Raw genomic sequence first — 24288 nt, forward strand, 5'->3', positions numbered from 1 at the left:
CATCACCTCTTCACAAACCAAAACGACAACGCCGCGCTGATACCCTCAGCGCGGCGTTGGCGTTTGTCTGCGCTCTTGCGACAAAATCCGATGATGCATTGCATTCCCGTGAGGCGATCGGCGCGAGATCAGGGACATCCGCCGGGGCCGACGCTAAGATGGTCGGCATCAACGGGTGGCGCCGCTGTTTGCCAGGGGAGGCGCAGGGATGGTCGAGATCGGATCGGAGCCGCATCGCCTCGGCGCGATCGCGAGCTTTCATGCCCACATCTACTACGATCCGGACAGCCGCGCAGAGGCGGAGCAGTTGCGGCGCTGGATCGGCGAGCGATTTGTGGTGGCGCTGGGCCGCTGGCACGATGCGCTGGTCGGTCCGCATGAGCGCGCGATGTATCAGGTCGCCTTTGCCGTTGAGGTGTTTCCGACGCTGGTGCCGTGGCTCATGCTCAATCACGGCCGACTCAGCGTGCTGGTTCATCCGAACACCACGCAGCCTCTCGCCGATCACACGGCACACGCCTTGTGGATCGGCCAGCCGTTGGGAATCCGCAGCGCGAAGCTGCCGGAGATCGGCGAGGCCGAGCTGCCGTTGACCCCCAACACGACGCCGAGCCTGCCGGCCTGAGCCGACTGCTGCCTCGATCTTCGACGCTGTGTCGCTCGCGCCGTGACGTGTACGAATCGATCCGGACGGCTTGGCCGCTGGGATGAGATCGACGACGCCGAGAATCAGCTCGGCATTCTCGACCTCGGTATTGCCGCCGAGCAGGAGCTTTGCCGGACTTGGCTGCCGAGGAACGCGACCGCCTTCACCGCGGAGCGTCGCCGTTTCGGAATTTCACGTCGATAGCCCGCGCAGATCGGGGCCGAGCAGAAACTCTGGCGCGGCAGGCTCCGGCGCGCAAACGAGCTCCGCCGGAAAGCCAGCCTGCGGCCGTCTCACCACCTGGTTTTGACGGCGGTGTTGACGTTGGTCACAGCCGTGGCGGTCCCGGACGTGGCGGCTGCCGTATTGTTGATCAGCGCCAGCAGCTTGTAGTAGTCGACGACCTTGGCATTGGCGACATACATCACGTCCTTGCTGCGCATCTGGAAGCCCGACGCCAGCAGCATGCCGGAGGGATCGCGCAGGTTGAGGTGATAGATGGTCGGAATGCGGTCGTAGACGAACCGGCTGGTATCGATGCCGAGCTTCTGCAGGAGCGGTCGCTCCTCGTAGCGATACAGGAAGACCTCGGCCGGGTCGGATTGCTGATCGTTCAACCCGCCGGCCTTGCCGATCGCCTGGGCCAGCGTCAGCGTCTCGGTGTCGAACGTGATCTCGGAATTGAAACCGAAGACGTTCTGATTGAGCGCGCCGAGCGCCGTGAAGGTCGGGGATTCCCGCGTGATGTAGACCACGTCGTTCGGGCGGATGAAGATGTTCTCGCGCGGATCCTGGACCACGCGGCTGAGCAGCACGCGCACACGCTTGCCGTCGCGCTGCAGGGTCACATAGCTTTCGATCGCCTCGTGCTTCGGTCCGCCGGCGCGCGCAATCACCGCCAGCAGCCGTTCACCCACGCTGTTCAGCGGCAGCACGCCGGGCGTGTTGACGTCGCCGAGAACGCTGACCACGCTCGAATGCTGCTGGTTCAGGCTGACGACGACCTGCGGCTCGAGCGCGCGCTTCTGCAGGCGGAACACGATCTCCTGCTCGATCTGGGGAAGCGTCCGGCCGGCGGCCGCGATCTCGCCGGCATAGGGAACGCGGATGTTGCCCTGCTGATCCACCGCCTGTGCCGGCAGATCCACGAAGTTGCCCGGACGGGCTCCGGCCGCGGTCGGCGGCGTGAACAATCCGCCTGGGGCCGCTTCGAAGATGGACACGTTCAGGACGTCCCCGACACCGGCGACCTGTACCGGCTTCGGCCGCTTGTCGGGAAATACCCCCTGGAAGGTCACCAGATTGGGCTGGGACAGGAAGCCGATCGTCTCCGGGCTGACGTCGACAAGGGCATAGGGAAGGGCGGTGTTGGACCGGACGCTGGACGTGGCGTTGTCGTTCACCGCGTCGCTGGTCGGGCCGGTCCCGGGCAGCCAGGAGCAGGCCGGCAGCAGCGCCAGCATCGCGGCCATCGCGAGAGCACGCGAGGCGCGACCAAGGCGGCGTAGACCAATCGGGCTCGCTGAACGATTGCGGATGATAGATCCTGCACCGCCGGTCGATCCAGGCGGATTGATCAAGGTCTTCAAACGCATCCCCGGATACGACAAAAATACGTCCCCACGCCATTCCCTCCCCCACGGAGGGACAACGCCATCCCACTTGGTTTCCAACCTACCCGGCGGTCCCCCCTGGCGAAAGCGGACCACTGTTCGTCCCAGCCCGCTTTTGCCCTGACGTGCTAATTAGGTCACAGTTAGACCTCACCAAATTACCTCTTGCCGGGCGGCGATCGCCGCGGCTGCGCATGATGCGGTCGCGCTCCACAGGATCTGACGAAGCGCTCGAAAATCTAGGCAGAAAGCAGTTGAGCAACAGTTATCCGAGTCGCCGCGGTCGTCCCCGAAGCCGCCGGTCGCGCGCCCATGTCGACCAGCAGATGGCGTTGGCCGTCATCCAAGTCTATGTTGCTCGGCAGGTCATTGGTCCCAAGGAGCATGCCTTGTCGAACGCCATCAGGATCGCAGCCGCCGCATTCGTCTTCATGACCGGCGTGTCCGCCCCGGCATTGGCGGGCCGGCTTTATCCGCTGACGGAGTGCGGCCCGGATCTCGGCCGGCTGTGCCGCCTGCACGGCGCGTTCGAGGCCACGCCCTTTCACTACAATCTCGCGATCTATCCGGGCTGCATCCGGCGCGTAGCCATCGAGACGCCAAGGGGGGTCCGGTATCGAAATGCCGTCGTCTGCGGCGCGCCGGAGCGGCCGATGATCTGGTGAAGCCGGCCGCCAGCACCAGGCTGGCCGAGCCGCATCGAGATGCGATCACCCACCCCCCGCGTCGCGGTCGTCAGGACTGGCTTTGGCGAGGGCAGGGGCACGGCCGATCCGCCTGCGCGATTGCCCGGATATTGAATATGTGGTTGCACTCATGATTTTATGCAATCTAAAATTAAATATTTTAACTGGCGTACCGCCGTTCATTACGACACAAAAAAGTGCGCTGCGAACAAACTAAAGCTTCAATTGGCGCCGACCAAGGGTGGTTAATAAGTCCTTTCGGGGACGCGGTAAAAAATTACTCCCAACCGCGGCTTGCGCCGGAAGTATTTAATGTCTTGCCGTTCAGATGGTAAATTAACTTGTCGCGAGTGGTTAATTTAATTCCGGTCATCGGAGCCGTACGTCGCCGCGACGGCAGTTCGCGGGCGTTCGAGAAAAAATCCCTCAAATCTCGCCAACGAGTGGGGTCCGTCCTTGTGTGACGAGCTTAGTACAGCGTTGATTGAAGACGAGTTGGATGTTGGCGGCGGCGCTTCGAGTGCCGTGCAGAAATCATTGAAGACGATGCAGGCCGCCAGATCACGCCTGCATGTGCTGTCGTCAGAACCGTCGACGCCAGCAGTCCTGATCTCGCAGATCGAGCTCTGCGACCTTCTCCTCGACGAACTCCGGTCCATCAGCTGCAGCGTCGAGAAGCGCGCCGAGCCACCCAGTACGCCCAGTCGTCGCGCCGTGGCGAACCGGTATCGGCGTGGCACCGCTCACTTAGTTGCGCCGCAGCGCACTGTGCCCGGCCGGACCAAACAACGGAAATAGGACGGCGGACCTTGCTGCTTGCACGGCGTCTGTCGGCAGCAGACGCTGCCGCCGCGTCTCCATCGGTCGAGAGGCCGCCGTGCGTCCGGTCCTCGACCAGGGGTCGCCAAGCTGAGGACGACCTTCACCTGCAGCAGCGTGCGCGCCTCGGTGTCGAGCGTAGTCTCCCAGAACTGCTCCGGGTTCATCTCGCCGAAACCCTTGTAGCGCTGCCGGTGACGCCCTCGATCTGTTACGTCCTTGAAGAACTTTCCGAGCGGGCGTCAGATACTGGCCTTCCCGAGCAGTCCCTTAGGATGCGGGCGGCGACCGCGTGCGTTCGGCGCCGACGGCGCAGTGGCGAAGCCGCGTGCGTGGCGGCCTGCTCGCTCGGCTCCAAGCGCGAGCAGCCGGAGCGCGAGGCGGACGCCCGCGGCAAGGGCGGGAGACGCTGCCGGCGAGAGAAGCACGTCGCCGCGCGGACACCGAGCAGTCCTCCAAACCGAAGATGCCACTGACAACACCCAGTCGGCCCCTGAAGGAAGTCGCTTGCTCGGAGTCGCATCGGGCGATGGGCTCTGCGCGCTGTGATTCGCGGGCTGGTGCCCGGAACATCTCGGGGCCCCGCCGGCGCGCGACCGTCCGCGTTGATGAACGCATTCCGGCAGCTCTGCGGCATATTCCCGATGCTGTGCGTAATTAAACCCGTTTCTGGCATTTTGTGCAGATGCATAAATATCTCGATCCGGGTTATTGGCTTCTCCGCCAGAATAGGTTGTGTAGGTCGTCGCGCACTTCGCGCGAGCTTCTTCGCCCGACCCGCTCGGCTGCCGAAACGCGTCCGTTTTCGCCATTCAAAATTGCGTCATTCTGGCGCGCTTTTGCCATACAACACCAAAATCCCTTGCAGATCGCGGCTATTCGGCGTTTTTTGACTCGGTCGAGCAGGTCGTTCGCCGGAGTAGGGCGATTGAAAGACACATTTCCCCGAAATGGGGTTGCGGGTTGATAATTTGTTGAGTTACAACCATGCGCGTCGGCAAGTGGATATATCTCAAATATTCAGTTTTTCCGACAGCGGGCCTCTTGCGGATCGAAATACCGAATTATATGACATTAATCCGGCAGGATAGAGATCACAGATAAAGGTCGCTGCATGTCCACCAAGAAGATCGATTTCGAGGCGATGTCTTTCGATGACCTCTGGTCTCTTCACGAGCAGATCAGTCAGATCCTCGCTGTGAGGATCACGTCAGAGAAGCGCGAGCTCGAACGTCGTCTGGCGGTTCTCAACCGCAGTCGCGGCGCCATCGAGGGGGCTGGCAGCGACGGGGCGCAGCCCTACAACGGCAACGGCAAGGCGCGACGCAAATATCCGAGGGTACTGCCGAAGTATCGCAATCCGCAGACGGCGGAGACCTGGTCCGGCCGCGGCAAGCAGCCGCGCTGGCTGGTCGCCGCGATCAAGACCGGGCATCGGATCGAGGAGTTCGCGATCAATGGCACCGGTGTCCCGAAAGGCCGCCGTCAGCGGGCTTGAGCGACATAGGTCGTCAGCACGTCCGGACCGCAAGGGGACTGCGCTCCGTCTCGAAAATCCTCGTTGACGTGTGGCTTGGTCTGACCTCACGAGGATTCAGCGAGCCCGTCAGCCGATGTGCCGGCGGCCTGCGGAGACGGGCGGCCGAGCGGGGCGCTGGACCTTCCGGTGTCGACCGCTGAATTCACCGGATGGGCGTGCAGCCTCATCCCGCACAGTCGCCTAATAGGCGTTGTTGCCGCGAATCAGTTCGATCGGCGTCCGGAGCAGGATGGCGATGTCCAGCGACAGGCTCCAATTGTCGATGTACCAGAGGTCGAACTCGACGCGCTCCTCGATGGAGGCACGCGTCGGCGTCGGCCCTCGGCAACCGTGCACCTGTGCCCACCCGGTCAATCCTGGCTTGACCCGGCGGCGAAACGCGTAGTTGCGGACAAGCTTGTCGAACTCGTTGTCATGGGCCAGGGCGTGCGGACGCGGTCCGACCAGGGACATGCTGCCGTTCAAGACGTTCAGAAGCTGCGGCAGCTCATCGATGCTGGTTCGTCGGAGCCACGTCCCGAGGCGCGTGAACCTGCTGTCGCCGATTTGCGCCTGCACGATGGAAGGGCCGTCCTCGAGCACGGACATCGTACGAAACTTGTAGATCTGGAAAGATCGGCCGTTGAATCCGCAGCGCTGCTGCCGGAACAGCACCGGCCCCTGCGAGTCGAGCTTGATGGCGAGCGCGACCAGCAGCAGCAGCGGCGAAAGCAGGGTCAGCGCAGCCGCCGAGAGCGCCAGGTCCATGAGCCGCTTCGTCGCGTGCTCGAGCGGGCTCATCAGGCCGCGCTGCAGCTCGATGCAGACGGCGCTGCCAAGCTCGTGACGGGGACGCTTGAAGATCTCGGAAGCGGTGCCCACCGGCACGAAGCTCACCGGAAATGGCAGGACGCGCAATTCGGCGCCCAGTGTACGCAGTTCGGACCATGGAGCGGGACCGGCGCCGACCACGATCTCCTCGATGTCGGAGCCGCGCACGAAGTCGATCACGCTCGCAACAATTCGCCGTCGCTCATCGGAATCGGATCCGGGAGAGGGAAGCAGGAAGTGCCGCTTGACGCGAAAGCCGGTGTCCGTGAGCGCCTGGGTCAGACCGGCGTTCTCCTTGCCCGCCTCATCGGTGATGAGAACGATGTTGCGGCCTGAAAACCGTCTCTCGGCCAGGCCCTTCGCCAGCAGGTATTCGGTGATCCGGCGATTGAGGATCAGCGCCATGAGCCCCAGCGTTGCGAACACGATGCTGGTGCCGCGCGAGAACTCGCTGCCGATCTTCAGCGCAAACAGGGCGCCGGACAGCACGAGAAATGCGGTGATCCAGGTCAGACAGGCTGCGCGGATCTGGTGTCGCAGGATCAGCAGCTCGGCCGGGCGGTACATGCCGCGGATCTTCATCAGCGACACGAACAGGGCCGACACCAGGATCGCCAGGCCCACCGATTTGCTGACGTCGTTGGCGCCGGCTGCATCCTGCAGATGATAGAGAAAGCCGGACAGCACGCTGGACGTCGTGATCGTCGCGATGTCGGCCACGATGGCGAAGGGCTCCACCGCGGCGTAATGGACGGGCCATTTGCGCCCATGGACTTGCCGCTCCGCCATGACGGCGGCCGGCATGCCGTTCCGATCGAGAGTCTCGGGCTGATCCACGTAATGCATGGGATATCGGTGTTCGAAACTCGGTTAAAATAGCGGCTCGGCCGGCATTATATAATCAAGCATTTAATTTAAACAAATAAAATCGACGATCGTTTGTTGCGGTCGTGCTCGAATGGTCTCGAAATACCGGGTGCCGTATCGGATGAGCATGCCGTGCACTACGGTACAAGCCGCGGACGGGCTCACCCCAGGCTGTTGGCCGCTGCAAACGGGTGGTCGGACGATGCGTGTGGCGGATTAATGTCGGTGGAGCGGATATTTCAATGCTGGCCGGTCAAAAATATCGTTTAAATTAAAATATAATCGGATTATTAATTGCGGGCCGGGCCGCCGCTTTCCGACACCTTGAATTCCGCAGCCGGGCGGAAAGGTCGCGAGGCGCTCTCCCGCTATCGGGGGTGAACGAGAGAGGCGGCGAGCCGTCGTCGAGGCTGGCCGGCGAGGTTGAAAGATAATGTTGCTCATTTCCAAGATAAAGAATCCGAAGGACGTCGAGCCATGAAGGTCGTGTTGTTCTGTGGAGGACTTGGCACCCGGATCAGGGAATATTCAGAGAGCATCCCGAAGCCGATGATTCCGATCGGCCACCAGCCGATCCTCTGGCACGTGATGCAGTACTACAGCCAGTACGGGCATCGCGACTTCGTTCTCTGCCTCGGCTACAAGGCCAATGTGGTGAAGGATTACTTCCTGAACTACAATCAGGCCGCCACGACCGACTGCACCATCTCGCAATTCGGCAAGAAGGTCGAACTGCTGGGCGAGCGTCCGGCGGATTGGCGCGTCTCGCTCGTCGACACCGGCATCTGGCGCAACATCGGCCAGCGCCTGCGGGCCGTCCGGCACATGGTGCAGGATGAGGAGATCTTTCTCGCCAATTACAGCGACGGACTGACCGATGCACCGCTGCCGGACATGATCGATCGCTTCAAGCGAAGCGGGATGATCGGCTGCTTCATCGCGATTCATCCGCCGATCAGCTTTCACCTCGCCGAGTTCGATGCCGGCGGCAAGGTCGGCCGCATGGCGGCGAGCAATGATTCCGACATCTGGATCAACGGAGGATACTTCATCTTCCGCAAGGAGATCTTCGACTACATCGAGGAGGGCGACGAGCTCGTCGTCCAGCCGTTCAAGCGGCTGATCGATCGCGGCCTGCTGATGGCCTATCGCTACGAAGGGTTCTGGCGGGCTATGGACACGCTCAGGGACCGTCAGGTGCTCGAGGAGATGATCGAGCGCGGCGACACGCCCTGGCATCTCGGCGGAAACCTTCCGGCCGTGGTGAACGGATGAAAGCCCTCAAGCTCGCCGGTCGCGGCGACCGGCTTTCGGTCCTCTGTCTCGGCGCGCATTCCGATGACATCGAGATCGGCGCGGGGGGCACGCTTCTGACCTGGCTCGATCAGGGGGTTCGTCTCGACGTCCACTGGTGCGTGCTGAGCGGCAATGGCGAGCGCGGCACCGAGGCGAAGGCATCGGCCGACGATTTTCTCGCGGAGGCGGCGGGTCGCAGCCTCGAGATCATGAACTTCCGCGACGGCTTCTTTCCGGAGCAGGGCGAGGAGATCAAGGCCTGGTTCGAGGCGCTGAAGGGCCGGATCGAACCGGACGTCATTCTCGCCCACCGCCGCGACGATGCGCATCAGGACCATCGCCAGGTCAACCGGCTCGTCTGGAATACGTTTCGCGATCATCTCGTCCTCGAATACGAGATCCCGAAGTGGGACGGCGATCTCGGTCGGCCGAACGTCTACATGCCGGTGCCGGAGATCGTCATGAAGCGCAAGGTCGCGCTGCTGATGTCGCATTTCGGCAGCCAGCGCTCCAAGCAATGGTTCGATCCGGAGACGTTCATGGGCCTGGCGCGGCTGCGCGGCATGGAATGCCGCGCGCCCGAGCGCTACGCCGAGGCCTTCGTCGCGCGCAAGCTGTCGCTGGGGTGAGCCGCGGCCGCTGCGCTTGGCGCGGACGCAAAGTCCGCGCGACTCTCAAGCGTCGGAGCACGGCACTGCGGTGATCTTGCCGCGCTGTCTGGTGCGTACACAGAGGCGGCAGGGTCCCGCGGAGCCGGCGGAAACCTCGCGATCCCTTCGATCGCGGCCGGCGATATGTCTGGCCGTCAGCCCGTCGCCCGTCTGGGAACGTCGACGGTCTCAGCCACCGGCGGACGCTCGATCGCGGTGGCCGGCACCTTCTCCAGCCAGACCTCGCGCCACCATGCAAAGATGCCGCGCGGGCAGAACAGGCGGTTCTCGCTATAGCGCGACTGGCAGTAGACGCCGTCCAGGATGACCGCTGGCGTCTTCATGCGCCGGATGAAGCCGGTCCGCTCGTCGATGAACTTCTCGACCCGGGTCCGGACCCGGAAGACCTTGCCGCAATATGGCACCATCTCGGCATCGAAGCCCATGCCGCGGTTGTTGGTCTGCTTGTCGATGGTCGCGAGGATCTCCTTGTGCGGCCGGACGCGGACGAGGTCGCCCGGCTGCAGCCCTAGATCGGCAATCGGGGCGTCCTTGTCGGTCAAGAGGTCGCCACGCCGCCGCGGAAACGGCACGCCGCCCCATAGCGACTGGACGCGGTCATAGACCCAGCGGGCCGGACGGCCGAGCCGCGGGCGTCGTGCCATCGTCGCGCCGACATAGGCGAAGTAGAGCAGGCCGCGGAGCATCTTGCCGACCGAGACGTTGCCGGACGCGATGTCCTCGGCATATTGCCTCGCGTCCCACCATTTGAGCGGCTGGGTGTAGCTCGGCAGCTCGGTGGCCTGACAGGAATATCTGGGGCCTTTGCCCGCGATCTGGTCGGGCGACTTGGTCGCGTCCCACACTGCGCGCGCGGTGCATCCGCCGGAAGGCTGGCGCGCGGCGGCGTGATCGCGATCGGCCGCGGCGGCTTGCGCCGGGTCGACCGGAGACAGCCAGGCCTCCTTCCAGAAGATCAGGCACGCCGCCTGGCAGCCGCCATAGGCCTCGCCGTCGCAGCGCAGGTCGAGATGCACCGCATGGGGCAGGCGCCGTCCGAGCCATTCGCCGGTGTTGTATCCGGTCACCGTATCGCAGGTCTTGTGGGCGCGCTTGTGAACCTGGAGGCGCTGGCCGCACCATTTGAACATCTGCGGCATGAACGGCAGCCCTTCGAGGCGCCCATTCGCGTCGAGCGTGGCCAGGATCTCTTCCTTGCTGCGCACCACAACCCAGTCGCCGGCGGATAGCGTCATGCTCTGTCTCTCAAATCTTCAATGAAAGCGCTCGAATAAAGCTGCCCAGATTTGCGGTTCCGGTTTGTCCGATTCAAGGCATTTATTTAATTTGGCTGGATTAAAATTAAATGGGTGGTGGCCGGATCGGCATGCCGGTGCGGGGGGGCTTCCGGCCGCCGGATGTCGCGGAAAAGTGCGGTCCTGCCCGTGTTGATCGTCTCGCTTGCTCCTCCCTCGCCCCTGGATGAGGCGGCGATGGATTTACTGGACGGAAGTGTATTATATATTATAATGCATTTTGGATCATTTTAAATCGTGCTTTGGTTGGTGGCGTAAGAGGTGACGATGTTGAAGGTGCTCATCACTGGAAACATGGGCTATGTCGGGCCGGAGGTGGCAAAGCATCTGCGCGCGCAGCGGCCGGATGCGGTGCTGCACGGCTTCGACAACGCCTATTTCGCGCACTGCCTGACCGGCGCTCCGGTTCTGCCCGAGCGATATCTCGACGAGCAGTTCCATGGCGACGTCCGCGAGATGTCGCTGGACCTGCGCGGCTACGATGCCGTGATCCAGCTGGCGGCGATCTCGAACGATCCGATGGGAAATCGCTTCCAGGACGTGACGCTCGACATCAACCAGACGACCACCGTGTCGCTGGCCAGGGCGGCCGCTGCGGCGGGGGTGAAGAACTTCGTGTTCGCGTCGAGCTGCAGCGTCTATGGCATCGCTGACGGCCCGCCGCGCAAGGAGGGCGATCCGCTCAACCCCATCACCGCCTATGCCAAGTCGAAGATCGGCTCGGAGCAGGAGCTGGCTGCGATCGATACCGGCATGACCATCACCTGCCTGCGCTTCGCGACGGCATGCGGCATGTCGGATCGGCTGCGGCTCGATCTGGTTCTCAATGATTTCGTCGCCTGCGCGCTCACGCGGCGGCAGATCAGCGTGCTCTCCGACGGCACACCGTGGCGTCCCCTGATCGACGTCGCCGACATGGCTCGGGCGATCGACTGGGCCATCGATCGGCCGGCGGCGATCGGCGGCCGCTTCCTCACCGTCAACGCCGGCTCGGACGATCGCAACTATCAGGTCAAGGATCTCGCCAACGCGGTGGCCGCGAGGGTTCCAGGGACCGCGGTGTCCATCAATACCTCCGCGCCCGTGGACAGCCGCTCCTACAAGGTCGATTTCGGCCTGTACCGGTCGCTTGCGCCCGATCACCAGCCCCGCGTCACGCTGGATCAGTCGATCACCAATCTGGTCAATGGTCTGAAGCGAATGAACTTCAAGGATGCCGAGTTCCGCTCATCCGATCTGATCCGTCTCAAGGTCCTGCAGGACCATATGGAGACCGCCAGGATCAACGACAGGCTGCAATGGACCTGACGCCGCGCGGCCCATGCAGCAGGCCATCGCGTCGCCAGACAGCACAGTGACGGAGAAACCATGGAACTGAGCCTTCCCACGGCTGTAGGTGTCGCGCCCAAATGCCGGCATTGCAGCGATGACCTTACGCTCAAGCTGATCGACCTCGGCGCCTCGCCAGTCGCGAACGACTACGTCGACCCCGCCAACTACATGAGGGCCGAGCCGTTCTATCCGCTGGAGACGTTCGTCTGCCGCGAGTGCCGTCTGGCGCAGACGCGCGATCTCTTGGCGGCTTCCGAGATCTTCCGCGCGGACTATGCCTATTTCTCTTCGCATTCGACGTCGTGGCTGGAGCACGCGCGTGGCTACGTCGAGGCTATGACGGCGCGCTTCGGGCTCGGACCGTCCTCGCGTCATGTCGAGATTGCGTCGAACGACGGCTATCTGCTGCAATACTCGCTGCAGAAGGGGATCAGCTGTCTCGGCGTCGAGCCTTGCGAGAGTGTCGCGCTGGCTGCACGCGCAAAGGGTATCGAGACCCGTGTCGAGTTCTTCGGCCGCGCCTACGCGAAGGTTCTTGCGGACGAGGGCTGGTCAGCCGACCTGCTCACCGCGAACAACGTTCTTGCGCACGTTCCGGACATCAACGACTTCGTCGGCGGGGTCAAGATCCTGTTGGCTCCGCAGGGCGTCGCGACCTTCGAGGTCCAGCACCTGCTGACGCTGATGCAGCGGCATCAGTTCGACACGATCTATCACGAGCATTTTTCGTATCTGTCCCTGATCGCCGGCTTGCGCATCTTCGCCCGGGCCGGCCTGCGGGTGTTCGATGTCGAGCTGCCGGAGACTCACGGCGGCTCGATCAGGTTCTTCGTCTGCCATGAGGGCGCAGCGCATGCAGAGAGCCCGGACGTGGCCGACGTGCTGGCGCGCGAGCGGGCCTATGGCCTGCACGAGGACGCGATCTACATGGCCTGGAACGAGCAGGTCAAGGAGACCAAGCGGGCGTTGCTCGAACTGCTGACGGCGCTGAAGCGCGACGGCAAGAAGATCGTCGCCTACGGTGCGCCTGCCAAGGGCGTCACACTGCTCAATTACTGCGGAGTCCGGACCGACTTCCTCGACTTCACCGTCGATCGCGCGCCCTCGAAGCAGGGACGCTACATGCCCGGTGTCCGCATTCCGATCCTGCCGCCGGAGGCGATTTTCGAGGCCAAGCCTGACTACGTCCTGATCCTGCCGTGGAACATCAAGAACGAGATCAAGGCGCAGATGGCCGAGATCCGAAATTGGGGCGGCCGCTTCATCGTGCCGGTGCCCAAGGCCAGCATCGAGGACTAGGGCGGCAGCGATGAGGTTTGTCCAGCTGGGGCGATCGGATGCGCGGCTGATCGAGCTCACGGTTCGTGCCGACGAGCGTGGCAGCTTCACCCGAACCTGGTGCGCAGACACGTTCGCCCGAGAGGGCATCGCCTTCCAGCCGGTGCAGGGCAACAGCTCCGTGACGCGCCTGCGCGGCACCGTGCGTGGCATGCATTTCCAGCGCGCGCCGAGGGCCGACGCCAAGATCGTCCGGTGCTCGGCAGGTCTGATCCACGACGTCATCGTCGACATCAGGCCGGAGGCTCCAACGCGAGGCGAGGTCTATGCCTGCGAGCTCGGGCCGTCGACGTCACGGATACTCTATATCCCGGCCGGCTTTGCCCACGGTTTCCAGGCGCTGACGGACGACGTGACGGTCGAGTACCTGATGGGCATCGACTATGTCGAGGGGCTGTCGGACGGCTTTCGACACGACGATCCGATGATCGGCATCCGATGGCCGCAGCCGGTCACGGTGTTGTCGGCGAAGGATGCTGGATGGCCATTGCTGGCCGAACGGGGGCTTTGGTGATGCGGCATCGCGATTGCTGCGGTCGGTCGGCGCACGGACGAATGAACGAGCGGCAGAAGCCGCCAGGTCGCCCAAGGTTTGACGACGAGCCAGGAGGGTCACGGAATGACGAATATTTTCGTTGATGCCACGATGCCGGACGACCAGCGACGCCAGAGCTTGTATGACGGCGCGCTGTTTCTGTATTCGCCGACGCCGTCCGTTCAGGCGCTGGTGGCGTTCGCAAGGCAGCTGATCGAGGAGGCATTTCATCCCTACGATCCGCGCACCGCCCAGTTCGAGCTGCCCGTCGAGCGCTACGTCGACATTCTCGCCAAGCTCAAGCCGTTCTTCATTCATCACCCCCGCTCGAAAGAGCTGGTGGGAGGAATTCTGCGCGAGCTCGGTTGCGACCCCGAGTTGACCTATTTCGACGTGCCGCGGCTGCGGTCGGCCACGAGCAACGACTATTTGACGACGGGCATCGCGTTCGCATTCCATCCGCACCGCGACACCTGGTACTCCGCGCCGCCGTGCCAGCAGAATTGGTGGCTGCCGGTCTACGACATCACGCCTGACAACGGCCTTGCCTTCCATCCGCGCTATTTCGACGAGGCCATCAAGAACGGCTCGAGAAACTATGATTATTACGAGTGGAACCGGACGTCGCGTGCGTCGGCTGCGCAACACATCAAGACCGATACGCGCGTGCAGCCGAAGCCCGAGCAGGAGATTGCCCTCGATCCACAGCTCCGCTTCGTGGCGCCGAGCGGGGGCGTCACGATATTCTCGGCGGCGCACCTCCATTCCTCTGTGCCGAACACGTCCGGGCTCACTCGGTTCAGCATCGATTTCCGCACGGTCCACGTCGCCGATGTCGGTGGCAGGCGCGGGGCCGTCAATCTCGACTCCGAGTCGACGGGCACCAATCTGCGCGATTTCCTGCGCGTCTCGGATCTCGCGCGGCTGCCGGAAGAGATGGTCGCGCCCTATGATCAGGGCTCCGTACCGCAGGACCATCTGATCTACCAGCCGACCATCGTGCCGCGGGCAACCGGCGATCTCGCCGCCGATGTGGCGCAGGAATCGGTCTGACGGCTGAAGGGACGCGTGCGCAATGCTGGACAGGCTCAAATCATCGACTGGAGCGCGAACGCCGGCGATCGATCTCCATGATCTGGTGACGGAGCTGTTTCCGATCAACCGCAGCCTCACCGGCGCGGGTGTCAGGCAGACGCTCGCGGTCGTCGCCCGGCATGTCGATCTTGTCATCCACGAGGTCCCGAGCGGCACGCCGATTCTCGACTGGCATGTCCCGGCGGAGTGGAACATCCGCCGCGCGACGATCTCCGACATGGCGGGGCGTCGTGTGGTCGACTTCGCCGATCACAATCTCCATGTGATGGGCTACAGCAGGCCGGTGCAGGCGGTGCTCAGCCGGGCCGAGCTGGCGAAGCATGTCCATACGCTGCCGGAGCAGCCCGATCTCATTCCGTACCGGACCGGCTACTATGCCGATGATTGGGGCTTCTGCCTGCCGGATCGTCTCTGGCGCGAGATGACGGACGACAGCTACCGCGTCGACATCGATAGCGATCTCACCCAGGGGGCGCTGACCTATGGTGAGCTGTTCGTCCCGGGGTTGACGAGCCGGGAGGTACTGATCACCTGCCACGTCTGTCATCCGAGTCTGGCGAACGACAATCTGTCGGGCATCGCGGTGATGACCGCGCTGGCGATGCGGCAGGCGCGTCAAACGAGGCGGCTCGGCTATCGGTTTCTGTTCCTGCCGGCGACGATGGGCGCGCTGGCCTGGCTCGATCGGAATCAAAGCCATCTGGACCGGGTGGAGCACGGCCTCGTCCTGACATGTCTCGGAGATCCGAGCGAATTCCATTACAAGCAGAGCCGCAAGAGCGCGCCGATCGACCGCGCCGTCGCGCATGTCTTGAAGCACTCCGGTCATTCCCACGAAATATTGCCGTTCAGTCCCTATGGCTATGACGAGCGGCAGTTCTGCTCGCCGGGCTTCGATCTGCCGGTGGGCTGCCTGATGCGCGGGGTGCACGGCACATTTCCGGAGTATCACACCTCGGCGGACAATCTGGATTTCGTGAGGCCTGAATGCCTCGACCAGTCCTACGCGGTGATCGAGCAGGTGCTCGATCTGCTCGATCGCGATTACGTCTATGAACGCGTCGACGGGCGAGGCGAGCCTCAGCTTGGGCGGCGCGGACTCTACCGCGCGATCGCCGGCCAGCGTGAGGCTGGCGGTGCAACGCAAATGGATCTGTTGTGGGTCCTCAACCTGGCCGATGGAAAGCACAGCCTGCTCGACATGGCGATCCGCGCCGATGTGCCGTTCGCCCGGATTGAGGCGGCGGCGCGGCTCGCATTGGATGCCAGTCTGATCAGGCCGGCGGCTTCCCCTGGGAGCGCCAGCGGCGACACGGGACGCAGTGAGGCACCATGAATTCGCAGCCCGACGATCCTCGCGTTCTGGTTTTCTCGCTCCGAAACATTTTCGGACGCGCCCTCAATCGCGGCCCTCACGTCGAGCTCGAGGATATCATCTGCGAGGTCGATTCCGCCGAGCTGCTCGCGCCCATGCTCGACCCGTCGAGCCGGCGGGCCAGCTTCGCCACGCGGCTGGCCTATCATGCGCCCGTGCTGCTCAATCCCGGTCTGCCGCGGGTTGCGCCGAGACGGCAATATGACGTTCTGTTCGCCGTCTGCGGCTTTCCGCAGGATCTCATCATGTTCGATGCGATCGAGGATCTCAGAGCGGCCTGCAAGACATCGGTATGTCTGCTGGACGAGCTCTGGATCAAGGAGATTGCCAAGCATCGCCACTTCCTCAAGGTGCTCGCCAAGTTCGACATCGTCATGCCGTTCCAGATCAACACGGTGAAGCCGCTCAGCGAGGAGATCGGGCGGGCCTGCGTGCATCTGCCGCTCGCCATCGACACGATGCGGTTCTGTCCCTATCCCGACCCGCCGGAGCGGGTCATCGACGTCTACAGCATGGGACGTCGCTCGCCGGTCATTCATCAGACGCTGCGCGCGATGGCGCAGGACGGCGACTTCTTCTATCTGCACGATACGATCGGCGGCAGCCAGGCCATCGATCTCGGCGAGCACCGGACGCAGGTCGCGAACCTCGCCAAGAGGAGCAGGTATTTTCTCGTCAACCCCGGCAAGTTCGACGAACCGGGCGAAACGGGACGCCAGGTCGAGTTCGGATACCGCTATTTCGAAGGCGCGGCTGCGGGTGCGATCATGCTCGGCGAGCGTCCCGACAATGACTTGTTTCCCAGATTGTTCGATTGGCCGGATGCCATGGTCCACGTGCCTCACACCTCCGGTGACATCGATCGGGTCATCGGGGAGTTGGACCGGGATCTCGACCGGCAGGAGACGATGCGGCGGACCGGCATGGCGCAGACCCTGCTGCGGCACGATTGGGTCTATCGGTGGGAAACGATCCTCGATGCCGTAGGCCTCCAACCGCTGCCGGCACTTGCGGCGCGCAAGGATCGTCTCAAGGCGCTCGCCGAGATGGCTTCAGGCCAACGCCCGGCAAGACAGGCCAAATTAAATCGCGCGCCGATATTGGCGAGGTCGTGATTTTAAATCCTTTTCTCCGCCACAAAGTGAGTTCATCGCTCGTCTGCCCCGCACATGATCGGACGCAGGGGGTTTTCGCGACGTCTTTCCATTTTGAACGATGGGTTTTCATGCCCCCGACGAACTTGACTGGCTCGCAGCGAGACGTTCGACGGTCGGCATCGACCCTGGCAGGCGATTGACATGTCGGAAGCCCTCTCCGCCTATTTCGAAGAGCACAGGGAATCGAAGGATCTCGGACGCCGCGCGTTGCGCGGCGGGATCATTTCCATCGTCATCCAATATGGCAATGCTGCGCTCCAGATCGTGGCGGCCATCGTGCTGGCCCGGCTGCTCGCGCCGGAGGATTTCGGGCTCGTCGCCATCGTCACCGTTCTGACGAGCTTCGCTCCGCTCCTGATCGATTTCGGATTGCTCGACGCGACCGCGCAGAGAAGCAAGGTGACGCCAGCCCAGGTCAGCGGTCTGTTCTGGGTCAGCACCGGCATCGGGGTGGCGGTCGCGGTGATCGTTGCCGCGTCCAGTCCGCTGATCGCCTGGATCTACGGTGATGCGCGGCTGCAGCCAATCTCGCTGTGCGTGGCAATCACCTTCGTGCTGTCGGGACTAACCAATCAGCACATGGCGCTGCTACGGCGCACGATGCAGTTCGGTCGCATCGGTCGGATCCAACTGTTCGGCACGCTGGCCGGGACCATCGTCGCCATCGCCGCCGCCATCGCGGGCTACGGCTATTGGGCCTTGGTGCTCCGGCCGGTGACGAGCTCGGTTTGCGTGGTGATCGCGGCCTGGTCGGCATGCGCTTGGCGCCCGGGGGCTCCGGTGTTCGACGATGAGGTCAAGTCGATGGTCCGGTTCGGGCTCCACGTGGTCGGCTTTACCGTCGCCTACACGCTGTCGCGGGCGGCAGACCGGATCGCGCTCGGCCTGATGTACCGCCCCGATCAGGTCGGGTACTACCAGAATGCCATGAACCTGTACGACAACTCGATCTATGCGGCGCTCAATCAGACGCATGCCGTCGGCAGCTCGGCGCTCAGCAAGCTGCAGTCGAATCCGGCTGCCCTTCGACAGAAATACGAGGCGGCGCTGTCGATGCTGGCTTTCTTCCTGATGCCGGCGGCGGCGATCCTTTCCGTCACGGCCGAGGATCTGACCGTCGTTCTGCTCGGCCAGAAGTGGCAGGCGGCCGGCGGGCTGCTCAGCATCATCGCCTTGCGCGGCATTTCGCACGTCGTCGAGGGCTCGCAGGGCTGGCTGCATCTGTCGCTCGGAAGGGCGGATCGCTGGCAGACATGGGGGATCATTTCGCTGGTGGTGCAGGTCGCGGCCGTGCTCGCGGGCCTGCCTTTCGGCCCGGTCGGCGTCGCCTGGGCAGTGGTCATCGGATATTCGCTGATCGCCTTGCCATCGGTCATCTATGCGGGCCAGCCGATCGGCATCGGTGCGGCGCTCGTGGCCCGGGCTGCGGGTCCGCAGACGGTCGGCGCCGTTGCCACGGCTGCGGCCGGCTGGTGGCTGCAGTCCGAGTTTCTCACCGCCACTCCCGCTCTGCTGCGCATGATCCTCTCCGGCTGCTTCTGCGGCTGCCTCTACCTCGCAATCGTCGTCGGAGTGTTCCGGCAGGGCGAGCCCCTGAGGATAGCAGGTACGATCATCCAGGATTTCATCAGGAAGCGGTAAGCCGGGCCGGGCCGAAGCCGGAGCGGCGAGATTATTTCTCGCTCTCTATTAAATCATCTATATAATATCGTTGTAATTTAATATTAAACGGCCATGGCCCACCGCACCTCGAGCCCCGACGTCATCGATCCCGTGGCCGCGCCGCCGACCGGCGACGCATGGCGGTTGCGCGGGCGCGGGCCGGATCGGCGCCGTCTCAGCATTCTCTTCGTCTCGCACATGCCGGCGAGCCCGCCGCGCTTCGGCGCGCAGGCGCGCATGCATGGGCTGATGACGCAGCTCGCGCGCCGCCACGATCTCACGGCGGTGATGCTGGTCGACGATGCCTTCGACATCGACGAGTGCCGCCAGGCGATGCAGACCTACTGCCGCGACGTGGTTCTCGTCCGCAATCCCTACGGCCGCGATGGTCTTGCCAAGCGGCTTCTGCAGCTGCGCTCGATGGTGTCGGCCCGGAGCTTCGACCGGTTGCGCGTTGCATTGCCCGACCTGCAGAGAGTCCTAGACCGGGTGCTGCGCGCGACCCGTTTCGATATCGTCAACCTCGAATTTCCCTATCTGGGTCATTGCGACTTCCGGCAGGCTCCGGCCGGAGAGCCGCTTCCGCGGCTGATCGTGGATTCCCACGAGATTGCGTACGATCTCGCCCGGCAGTTTGCGGAAACCGGCGCGAGCCTCGGTCGCCGTCTTTACGCCGGAGCGAACTGGCGCAAGCTGCGGCGCGAGGAGCTCGCGGCCTATGACGGCGCCGACGGCGTCTATCTCTGCAGCATCGACGATGAGAGGCGTCTCCACGAGGACCTTCCGCACGCGCGCACGGCGGTGATCCCCAATGCCGCCGATATCGCCTTCTATCAGCCGCGCAGCACCGATCCGGCGCCGGACGGCCGCACGCTGGTCTATTTCGGGCTTTTGTCGACGGTGCCGAACATCGACGCGGTCATGCACTTCGTCCAGGACATCTGGCCTGGTATCGCCGCGCGGCATCCCGACGCGCGCTGCAAGATCATCGGCGGCCGCCCGCCGCCCTCGCTGCTGGCGCTGGCCGGACCGCGGGTCGAGCTGACCGGTTTCGTACCGGACCTGCGGCCGCATCTGGCGGCTGCGGCGGCCGTGGTCGTGCCATTGCGGCTCGGCGGCGGCACGCGGCTGAAGATCGTGGAAGCGATGGCCATGGGCAAGGCGATCGTCTCGACCAGCCTCGGCGCAGAGGGAATCGACGCGAAGCCCGGCCGCGACATTCTCATCGAAGACGATCCGAGCAGCTTCGCCGACGCCGTCAGCCGATTGCTCGCCGAGCCGGATCTGGCGGCGCGCATCGGTGGTGCCGCGCGTGAGCTGGCTGTCGACAAATACGCCTGGAGCGCGGCGGCTCGGGCGCTGGAGAGCTTCTACTACGACATCCTGGAGACCACTCCGTCATGAAGGCCGCGCTCATCGGAGCCGGGCAGATCGCCCGCCAGCATCTGGCCTGCCTCAATACGCTGCCCGGCGTTCAACTGGCTGCCATCTGCGACCTGTCGCCGGCCACCGCGGAAGCCGCGGCGGAGCGCTACGCCATTCCATCCTGGTTCACCGATTACCGCGCGATGCTCGAGACCGTTCGACCCGACGTCGTGCACGTGACGACGCCACCGACCTCGCATTTTCGCCTGGCGATGGATGCGCTCGAGGCGGGTGCGCATGTGATCGTGGAGAAGCCGGCGACCTCGACCTTCGAGGAGCTGCAGACGTTGATCCTGCGCGCCAAGCAGACCGGCCGCCATGTCGTCGAGGACTACAACTACGTCTTCAACCGGGCCCCGCAGGAGATCCTGCGCCGCATCGAGAGCGGCGAGTTCGGCGCGGTCACCCATGTCGACGTGCTGATCTGTCTCGACATCCTCGGCCCCGGCGGCTTTGCCGATCCCAACTCGCCGCATCCGGCGCTCAAGCTCGCCGGCGGCGCGATCGCCGATTTCCTGCCGCACCTCGCTTCGCTGTCCCATGCGTTCGTCGGGCCGCACCGCAGCGCGCAGACGGTCTGGAGCAAGCGCAAGCCGTCGCCGCTACCGTTCGACGAATTCCGCAGCGTGGTGGAGGCTGAGCGTGGCACGGCCACGCTCAGCTTCAGCGCCAGCGCCCAGCCGGACGCGTTCTGGCTGCGCGTCTATGGCGAACGGATGCAGGCGACGGCCAATCTGTTCGAGACGCGGCTCACCTTCGATGGACCGCGCAACGTGCCGAAGCCGCTGCGGCCGTTCTTCAGCGGCCTGGAGGAGGGCAGCGACATCCGGCGTGCGGCGCTATCGACATTGCTGCGCAAGTTCAAGGGACCCGGCGCCTATGAAGGGCTGTGGGAGTGCCTGGCGCGTACCTATCAGGCACTCACGGCCCGAGCCGTTCTGCCGATCACGGTCGAGGACGTTCTCGCGGTCAATCGGATGGTCGAGGCCATGAAGCCGACGGAGCAGAAAATATGAAGGCTCTCGTCACGGGCGCCAATGGTTTTCTCGGACGGCATGTCGTCGATGCGCTGCTCGCCCGCGGCGTCGAGGTCCGGGCCATGGTGCGTCCGGCGACCCGGGTCGAAGCTCTCGGCTGGCCGGCGTCGGTCGATGTCGTCAGGGCCGACCTGCGCACCTCGCGCGATCTCGTGGATGCTTTCGAGAACGTCGATGTGCTGATTCATCTGGCGGCCGTGGTCTCCGGCGGCGAGGACGCGCAATTCGCCGGCACCGTCGGCGGCACCGAGCGGCTGCTCGACGCGATGGCCGGCAGTAACTGCCGCCGGCTCGTCCTGTGCAGCAGCTTCTCGGTCTACGACTACACGGCCGCGCGCGGTGTCCTCGACGAAACCTCGCCGCTGCAGCAGACGCCCGACGTCTACACGCGCGGCGGCTACACCGTCGCGAAATGGTGGCAGGAGCGGGTGACGCGCCGCTATGTCGAGCAGCACGGCTGGGACCTCACCGTGCTTCGCCCCGGCTTCATCTGGGGCCGCGACCACGGCTATCTCGCGGCGCTGGGACAGCAGATCGGACGACATCACGTGGTGATCGGGCCGCTGACGCGCATCCCGATGACCCATGTTGAGAATTGCGCCGACGTTTTCGCGCTCGCAGCCGTGGATCAGCGTGCCCGGGGGCAGACGCTGAACATCGTCGATGGCCCAGGTAGGCAGGTCTGGTCCTATCTGTCCGACTACATGCGCGGCACGGGCGAACGCGGCTGGCGGCTGCCCGTTCCGCACTGGCTCGCCAGCGCCGTGATACGGCTGGCGTTCGTCACCTTGTTCAGGCGAGCGACCAAAGTGCCGGCAATCCTGACGCCGAAGAAGTTCGATGCAATGCTCAAGCCGCTGCGTTTCGACAATCGCAGGCTGAGAGAGACGCTCGGCTGGACGCCGCCGCTGAGCTATCAGCAATGCCTGACACGCACCTACGGCCCGGTGCCGGTGCCCACTGAAGCGCCAGCGTCGTGGTCGTCCGGAACGGCGGCTTCGATTTGAGCGCCGCGCGCGCCACCCCAGAGTGGCATCGTCGAGCCAAACAGGCTCGACGTCGTTCCCGATCTCTCGTCTTGACCTCGCGCATTGCAGACGGACTTCCTTGATGTGTGGCATTGCTGGGATCATTGGCCGGGTCGACGACGACAATCGCGCAGCGCTGCAGCGCATGAACGACGCCATGCTCCACCGGGGTCCCGACGCCGGAGGGACGTGGGTCTCCGAGCCGGATGAGCGAGGCTGGGGTGCGCTGCTCGGCCACCGTCGCCTTGCCATTCTCGATCTCTCGCCGGCTGGCGTGCAGCCCATGACAGATCCGGTCACCGGACATGTCATCGTCTTCAACGGTGAGATCTACAACTTCGCCGATCTGCGGAAGCGCCTGGCCGCGGAGGGGCAGACGTTCAACTCGACGGGCGATACCGCGGTGATGCTGCGCGCGCTTGGCCTGCACGGCCCTGAGGCCGTGGCCTGGCTGCGCGGCATGTTCGCGTTCGCCTGCTGGGATCCAAAGCAGCGCCGGCTGCTGCTGGCGCGCGATCCGCTCGGCATCAAGCCGCTCTACGTGGCCCGTGCGGCGAGTCCCGACGCCGGCTGGTCGCTGGCGTTCGCGTCGGAGCTGCGCGCGCTGCTGGCGTCGGGCCTTCTCGGCAAGCCGCAACTCGATCCGCAGGCCGTTGCCAGCGGCGTTTGGAACGGCTTCGTGGTCGGGCCGGGAACGGCGGTCAAGGGCGTCGAGTTGTTGCCTCCCGGTCACCTCACCGCTTTCGACGGGGTCGGCCACACGGTTCGCGACGAGGATTTCTGGACCATCCCCGGCCATGCGCCACAGCAAGACATGGACGAAGAGCAGCTCGCCGCCATTCTCCAGGACACGCTGGGCCTGCATTTGGCCAGCGACGTGCCGCTCGCGGTGTTCCTCTCCGGCGGCATCGATTCCTCCGTCATGGCCAATCTGGCTCAGCGCGCGGCCAAGAGCCGGATCCACACCTTCACGCTCGCCTTCGAAGAGCAGGAGCTGAACGAGGGCCCGATCGCGCGCCGCATTGCAGGCGCCATCGGCACCGAGCACCATGAGGTGGTGCTGACCGAGCAGCACTTCGTCGACAATCTCGACGCAGCGCTCGACAGCCTCGACCAGCCGACCTTCGATGGTCTGAACGCCTACTACATGTCGCACGCGATCCGCGGCGCCGGCTTCACCGTGGCCTTGTCGGGCACGGGCGGCGACGAGCTGTTCGGCGGCTACACGTCCTTCCGCGACTTGCCGGTCCTGCAGCAATGGTCGCGGCGCACGGCGTGGTTGCCCACCCCCCTGAAGGTCGCCGCAGCGGCGCTGGCCTCACGCATGCTGTCGTCGTCCGGTGGCGCCGTCGCGCCGCAGACGCGCTGGGCCAAGCTGCCGGACATGGTTCGGCGTAGCGACGATCTCCTGGCGCTCTATCAGATGGCCTATGCGCTGTTCCTTCCTGGCTTCCAGCGCGAGCTGCTCGCGTCCGACCTCGTCGCGACGTTGAACGACGGTCTGCCGGCGGCGATGAAGGCGAAGATCACCGCGGAGACCCGCGCGCGCACGCCGCTATCGGCGATCAGCGTCATGGAGCAGCGCCTGTTTCTTGGCGAGCGCCTGCTGCGCGACAATGACGTGGCGAGCATGGCAGCCTCGTTGGAGCAGCGCGTGCCGCTGGTCGATCAGGTGCTGTTCGACAGCGTCGACCGGCTGCCCGAGCCGACGCGCTACGAGCCGCTGCGCAGCAAGGCGATGCTCCGGCGCATCGGCCTGCGGGGCCTCGACCTCTCGCTGTTCGATCGCCCCAAGAGCGGCTTCGTGCTGCCGCTGGATCGCTGGATCCGGCGCGGCTTGCAGGATGCGATGGACAAGACCTTGCGCGACCCGCAGGCGATCGCGGCAGTGGGCCTTGCGCCCGCGGCGGTGGAACGGCTCTGGCGCGCCTTTCTCGACGGCGCCCCTGGAATCTACTGGTCTCGCGTCTGGGCGATCTACGTGTTCGTCCGCTGGTGCCACCGCCACCGCGTCTTCCGCTGACGGACGACGAGCGAGGCGCCGGCATCGACGCCGGATCG

General features: G+C 64.3%; 20 protein-coding genes and 1 pseudogene. 17 read left to right on the top strand and 4 right to left on the bottom strand.

From position 1 onward, the window contains the following. Positions 1–208 precede the first annotated feature (208 nt). Positions 209–625, top strand: coding sequence for a DOPA 4,5-dioxygenase family protein (locus tag HL666_RS31780; protein WP_172185473.1), 417 nt, complete (start codon positions 209–211; stop codon positions 623–625). A 314-nt stretch (positions 626–939) separates the two neighbouring features. Here the strand turns inward: HL666_RS31780 and HL666_RS31785 are convergent, their stop codons facing one another. Next, complete coding sequence (locus HL666_RS31785) at positions 940–2118, bottom strand: polysaccharide biosynthesis/export family protein (protein WP_246739295.1); 1179 nt, start codon at positions 2116–2118, stop codon at positions 940–942. Between the two features lie 530 nt (positions 2119–2648). Between HL666_RS31785 and HL666_RS31790 the strand changes: the two genes are divergently transcribed. Continuing rightward, positions 2649–2924, top strand: coding sequence for a hypothetical protein (locus HL666_RS31790; protein ID WP_376698641.1), 276 nt, complete (start codon positions 2649–2651; stop codon positions 2922–2924). Between the two features lie 501 nt (positions 2925–3425). Next, positions 3426–3743 carry a hypothetical protein gene (locus tag HL666_RS31795; protein ID WP_246740073.1) on the top strand — a complete coding sequence of 106 codons (318 nt, stop codon included), beginning with the start codon at positions 3426–3428 and terminating at the stop codon, positions 3741–3743. Positions 3744–3868: 125 nt separating this feature from the next. Here the strand turns inward: HL666_RS31795 and HL666_RS34465 are convergent. Then, positions 3869–3955, bottom strand: a pseudogene (locus HL666_RS34465) (hypothetical protein); the annotation flags it as partial. 923 nt (positions 3956–4878) lie between these two features. Between HL666_RS34465 and HL666_RS31805 the strand changes: the two are divergent. Beyond that, positions 4879–5262, top strand: a complete 384-nt coding sequence (locus tag HL666_RS31805) for an H-NS histone family protein (RefSeq protein WP_172185475.1) — start codon at positions 4879–4881, stop codon at positions 5260–5262. Positions 5263–5484: 222 nt separating this feature from the next. On the opposite strand, the gene HL666_RS31810 is transcribed toward HL666_RS31805, so the two are convergent. Further along, complete coding sequence (locus HL666_RS31810) at positions 5485–6960, bottom strand: undecaprenyl-phosphate glucose phosphotransferase (protein WP_210262392.1); 1476 nt, start codon at positions 6958–6960, stop codon at positions 5485–5487. Positions 6961–7458: 498 nt separating this feature from the next. On the opposite strand from HL666_RS31810, the gene HL666_RS31815 reads away from it, so the two are divergent. Both HL666_RS31815 and HL666_RS31820 read left to right on the top strand, forming a co-directional pair. After that, positions 7459–8256: a sugar phosphate nucleotidyltransferase gene (locus tag HL666_RS31815; RefSeq protein ID WP_172113307.1), complete on the top strand. Its 798-nt coding sequence runs from the start codon at positions 7459–7461 to the stop codon at positions 8254–8256. Further along, complete coding sequence (locus HL666_RS31820; RefSeq protein WP_172185477.1) at positions 8253–8906, top strand: PIG-L deacetylase family protein; 654 nt, start codon at positions 8253–8255, stop codon at positions 8904–8906. The genes HL666_RS31815 and HL666_RS31820 overlap by 4 nt, the downstream gene beginning before the upstream one ends. A gap of 176 nt (positions 8907–9082) precedes the next feature. Here the strand turns inward: HL666_RS31820 and HL666_RS31825 are convergent, their stop codons facing one another. Continuing rightward, positions 9083–10183 carry a hypothetical protein gene (locus tag HL666_RS31825; RefSeq protein ID WP_172185479.1) on the bottom strand — a complete coding sequence of 367 codons (1101 nt, stop codon included), beginning with the start codon at positions 10181–10183 and terminating at the stop codon, positions 9083–9085. Positions 10184–10513: 330 nt separating this feature from the next. On the opposite strand from HL666_RS31825, the gene HL666_RS31830 reads away from it, so the two are divergent. The 11 genes from HL666_RS31830 (at position 10514) to asnB (ending at position 24250) form a co-directional block, all read left to right on the top strand. Next, positions 10514–11551 carry an NAD-dependent epimerase/dehydratase family protein gene (locus HL666_RS31830; RefSeq protein ID WP_172134617.1) on the top strand — a complete coding sequence of 346 codons (1038 nt, stop codon included), beginning with the start codon at positions 10514–10516 and terminating at the stop codon, positions 11549–11551. 60 nt (positions 11552–11611) lie between these two features. Continuing rightward, positions 11612–12874, top strand: coding sequence for a class I SAM-dependent methyltransferase (locus tag HL666_RS31835; RefSeq protein WP_172185481.1), 1263 nt, complete (start codon positions 11612–11614; stop codon positions 12872–12874). Positions 12875–12884: 10 nt separating this feature from the next. Further along, on the top strand, positions 12885–13427 hold the full coding sequence (locus HL666_RS31840; RefSeq protein ID WP_172185483.1) for a dTDP-4-dehydrorhamnose 3,5-epimerase family protein: 543 nt from the start codon (positions 12885–12887) through the stop codon (positions 13425–13427). A gap of 105 nt (positions 13428–13532) precedes the next feature. After that, positions 13533–14501, top strand: coding sequence for a phytanoyl-CoA dioxygenase family protein (locus HL666_RS31845; protein ID WP_172185485.1), 969 nt, complete (start codon positions 13533–13535; stop codon positions 14499–14501). Positions 14502–14523: 22 nt separating this feature from the next. Then, positions 14524–15879 carry a DUF4910 domain-containing protein gene (locus tag HL666_RS31850; protein ID WP_172185487.1) on the top strand — a complete coding sequence of 452 codons (1356 nt, stop codon included), beginning with the start codon at positions 14524–14526 and terminating at the stop codon, positions 15877–15879. Further along, positions 15876–17033: a glycosyltransferase family protein gene (locus HL666_RS31855; protein WP_172185489.1), complete on the top strand. Its 1158-nt coding sequence runs from the start codon at positions 15876–15878 to the stop codon at positions 17031–17033. The genes HL666_RS31850 and HL666_RS31855 overlap by 4 nt, the downstream gene beginning before the upstream one ends. 183 nt (positions 17034–17216) lie before the next feature. After that, positions 17217–18716: a lipopolysaccharide biosynthesis protein gene (locus tag HL666_RS31860; RefSeq protein ID WP_172185490.1), complete on the top strand. Its 1500-nt coding sequence runs from the start codon at positions 17217–17219 to the stop codon at positions 18714–18716. Positions 18717–18809: 93 nt separating this feature from the next. Beyond that, positions 18810–20141 (top strand): glycosyltransferase family 4 protein, encoded by a 1332-nt coding sequence (locus HL666_RS31865; RefSeq protein ID WP_172185492.1) that lies wholly within the window; start codon positions 18810–18812, stop codon positions 20139–20141. Next, positions 20138–21178 (top strand): Gfo/Idh/MocA family protein, encoded by a 1041-nt coding sequence (locus HL666_RS31870; protein WP_172185494.1) that lies wholly within the window; start codon positions 20138–20140, stop codon positions 21176–21178. The genes HL666_RS31865 and HL666_RS31870 overlap by 4 nt, the downstream gene beginning before the upstream one ends. Beyond that, positions 21175–22206, top strand: coding sequence for an NAD-dependent epimerase/dehydratase family protein (locus HL666_RS31875; RefSeq protein WP_172113318.1), 1032 nt, complete (start codon positions 21175–21177; stop codon positions 22204–22206). Before HL666_RS31870 ends, HL666_RS31875 begins: the two co-directional genes overlap by 4 nt. A gap of 103 nt (positions 22207–22309) precedes the next feature. After that, positions 22310–24250 (top strand): asparagine synthase (glutamine-hydrolyzing), encoded by a 1941-nt coding sequence (asnB, locus tag HL666_RS31880; RefSeq protein WP_172185496.1) that lies wholly within the window; start codon positions 22310–22312, stop codon positions 24248–24250. Positions 24251–24288 lie beyond the last annotated feature (38 nt).

The sequence above is a fragment of the Bradyrhizobium aeschynomenes genome (assembly GCF_013178945.1).
Lineage (GTDB): Bacteria > Pseudomonadota > Alphaproteobacteria > Rhizobiales > Xanthobacteraceae > Bradyrhizobium > Bradyrhizobium aeschynomenes.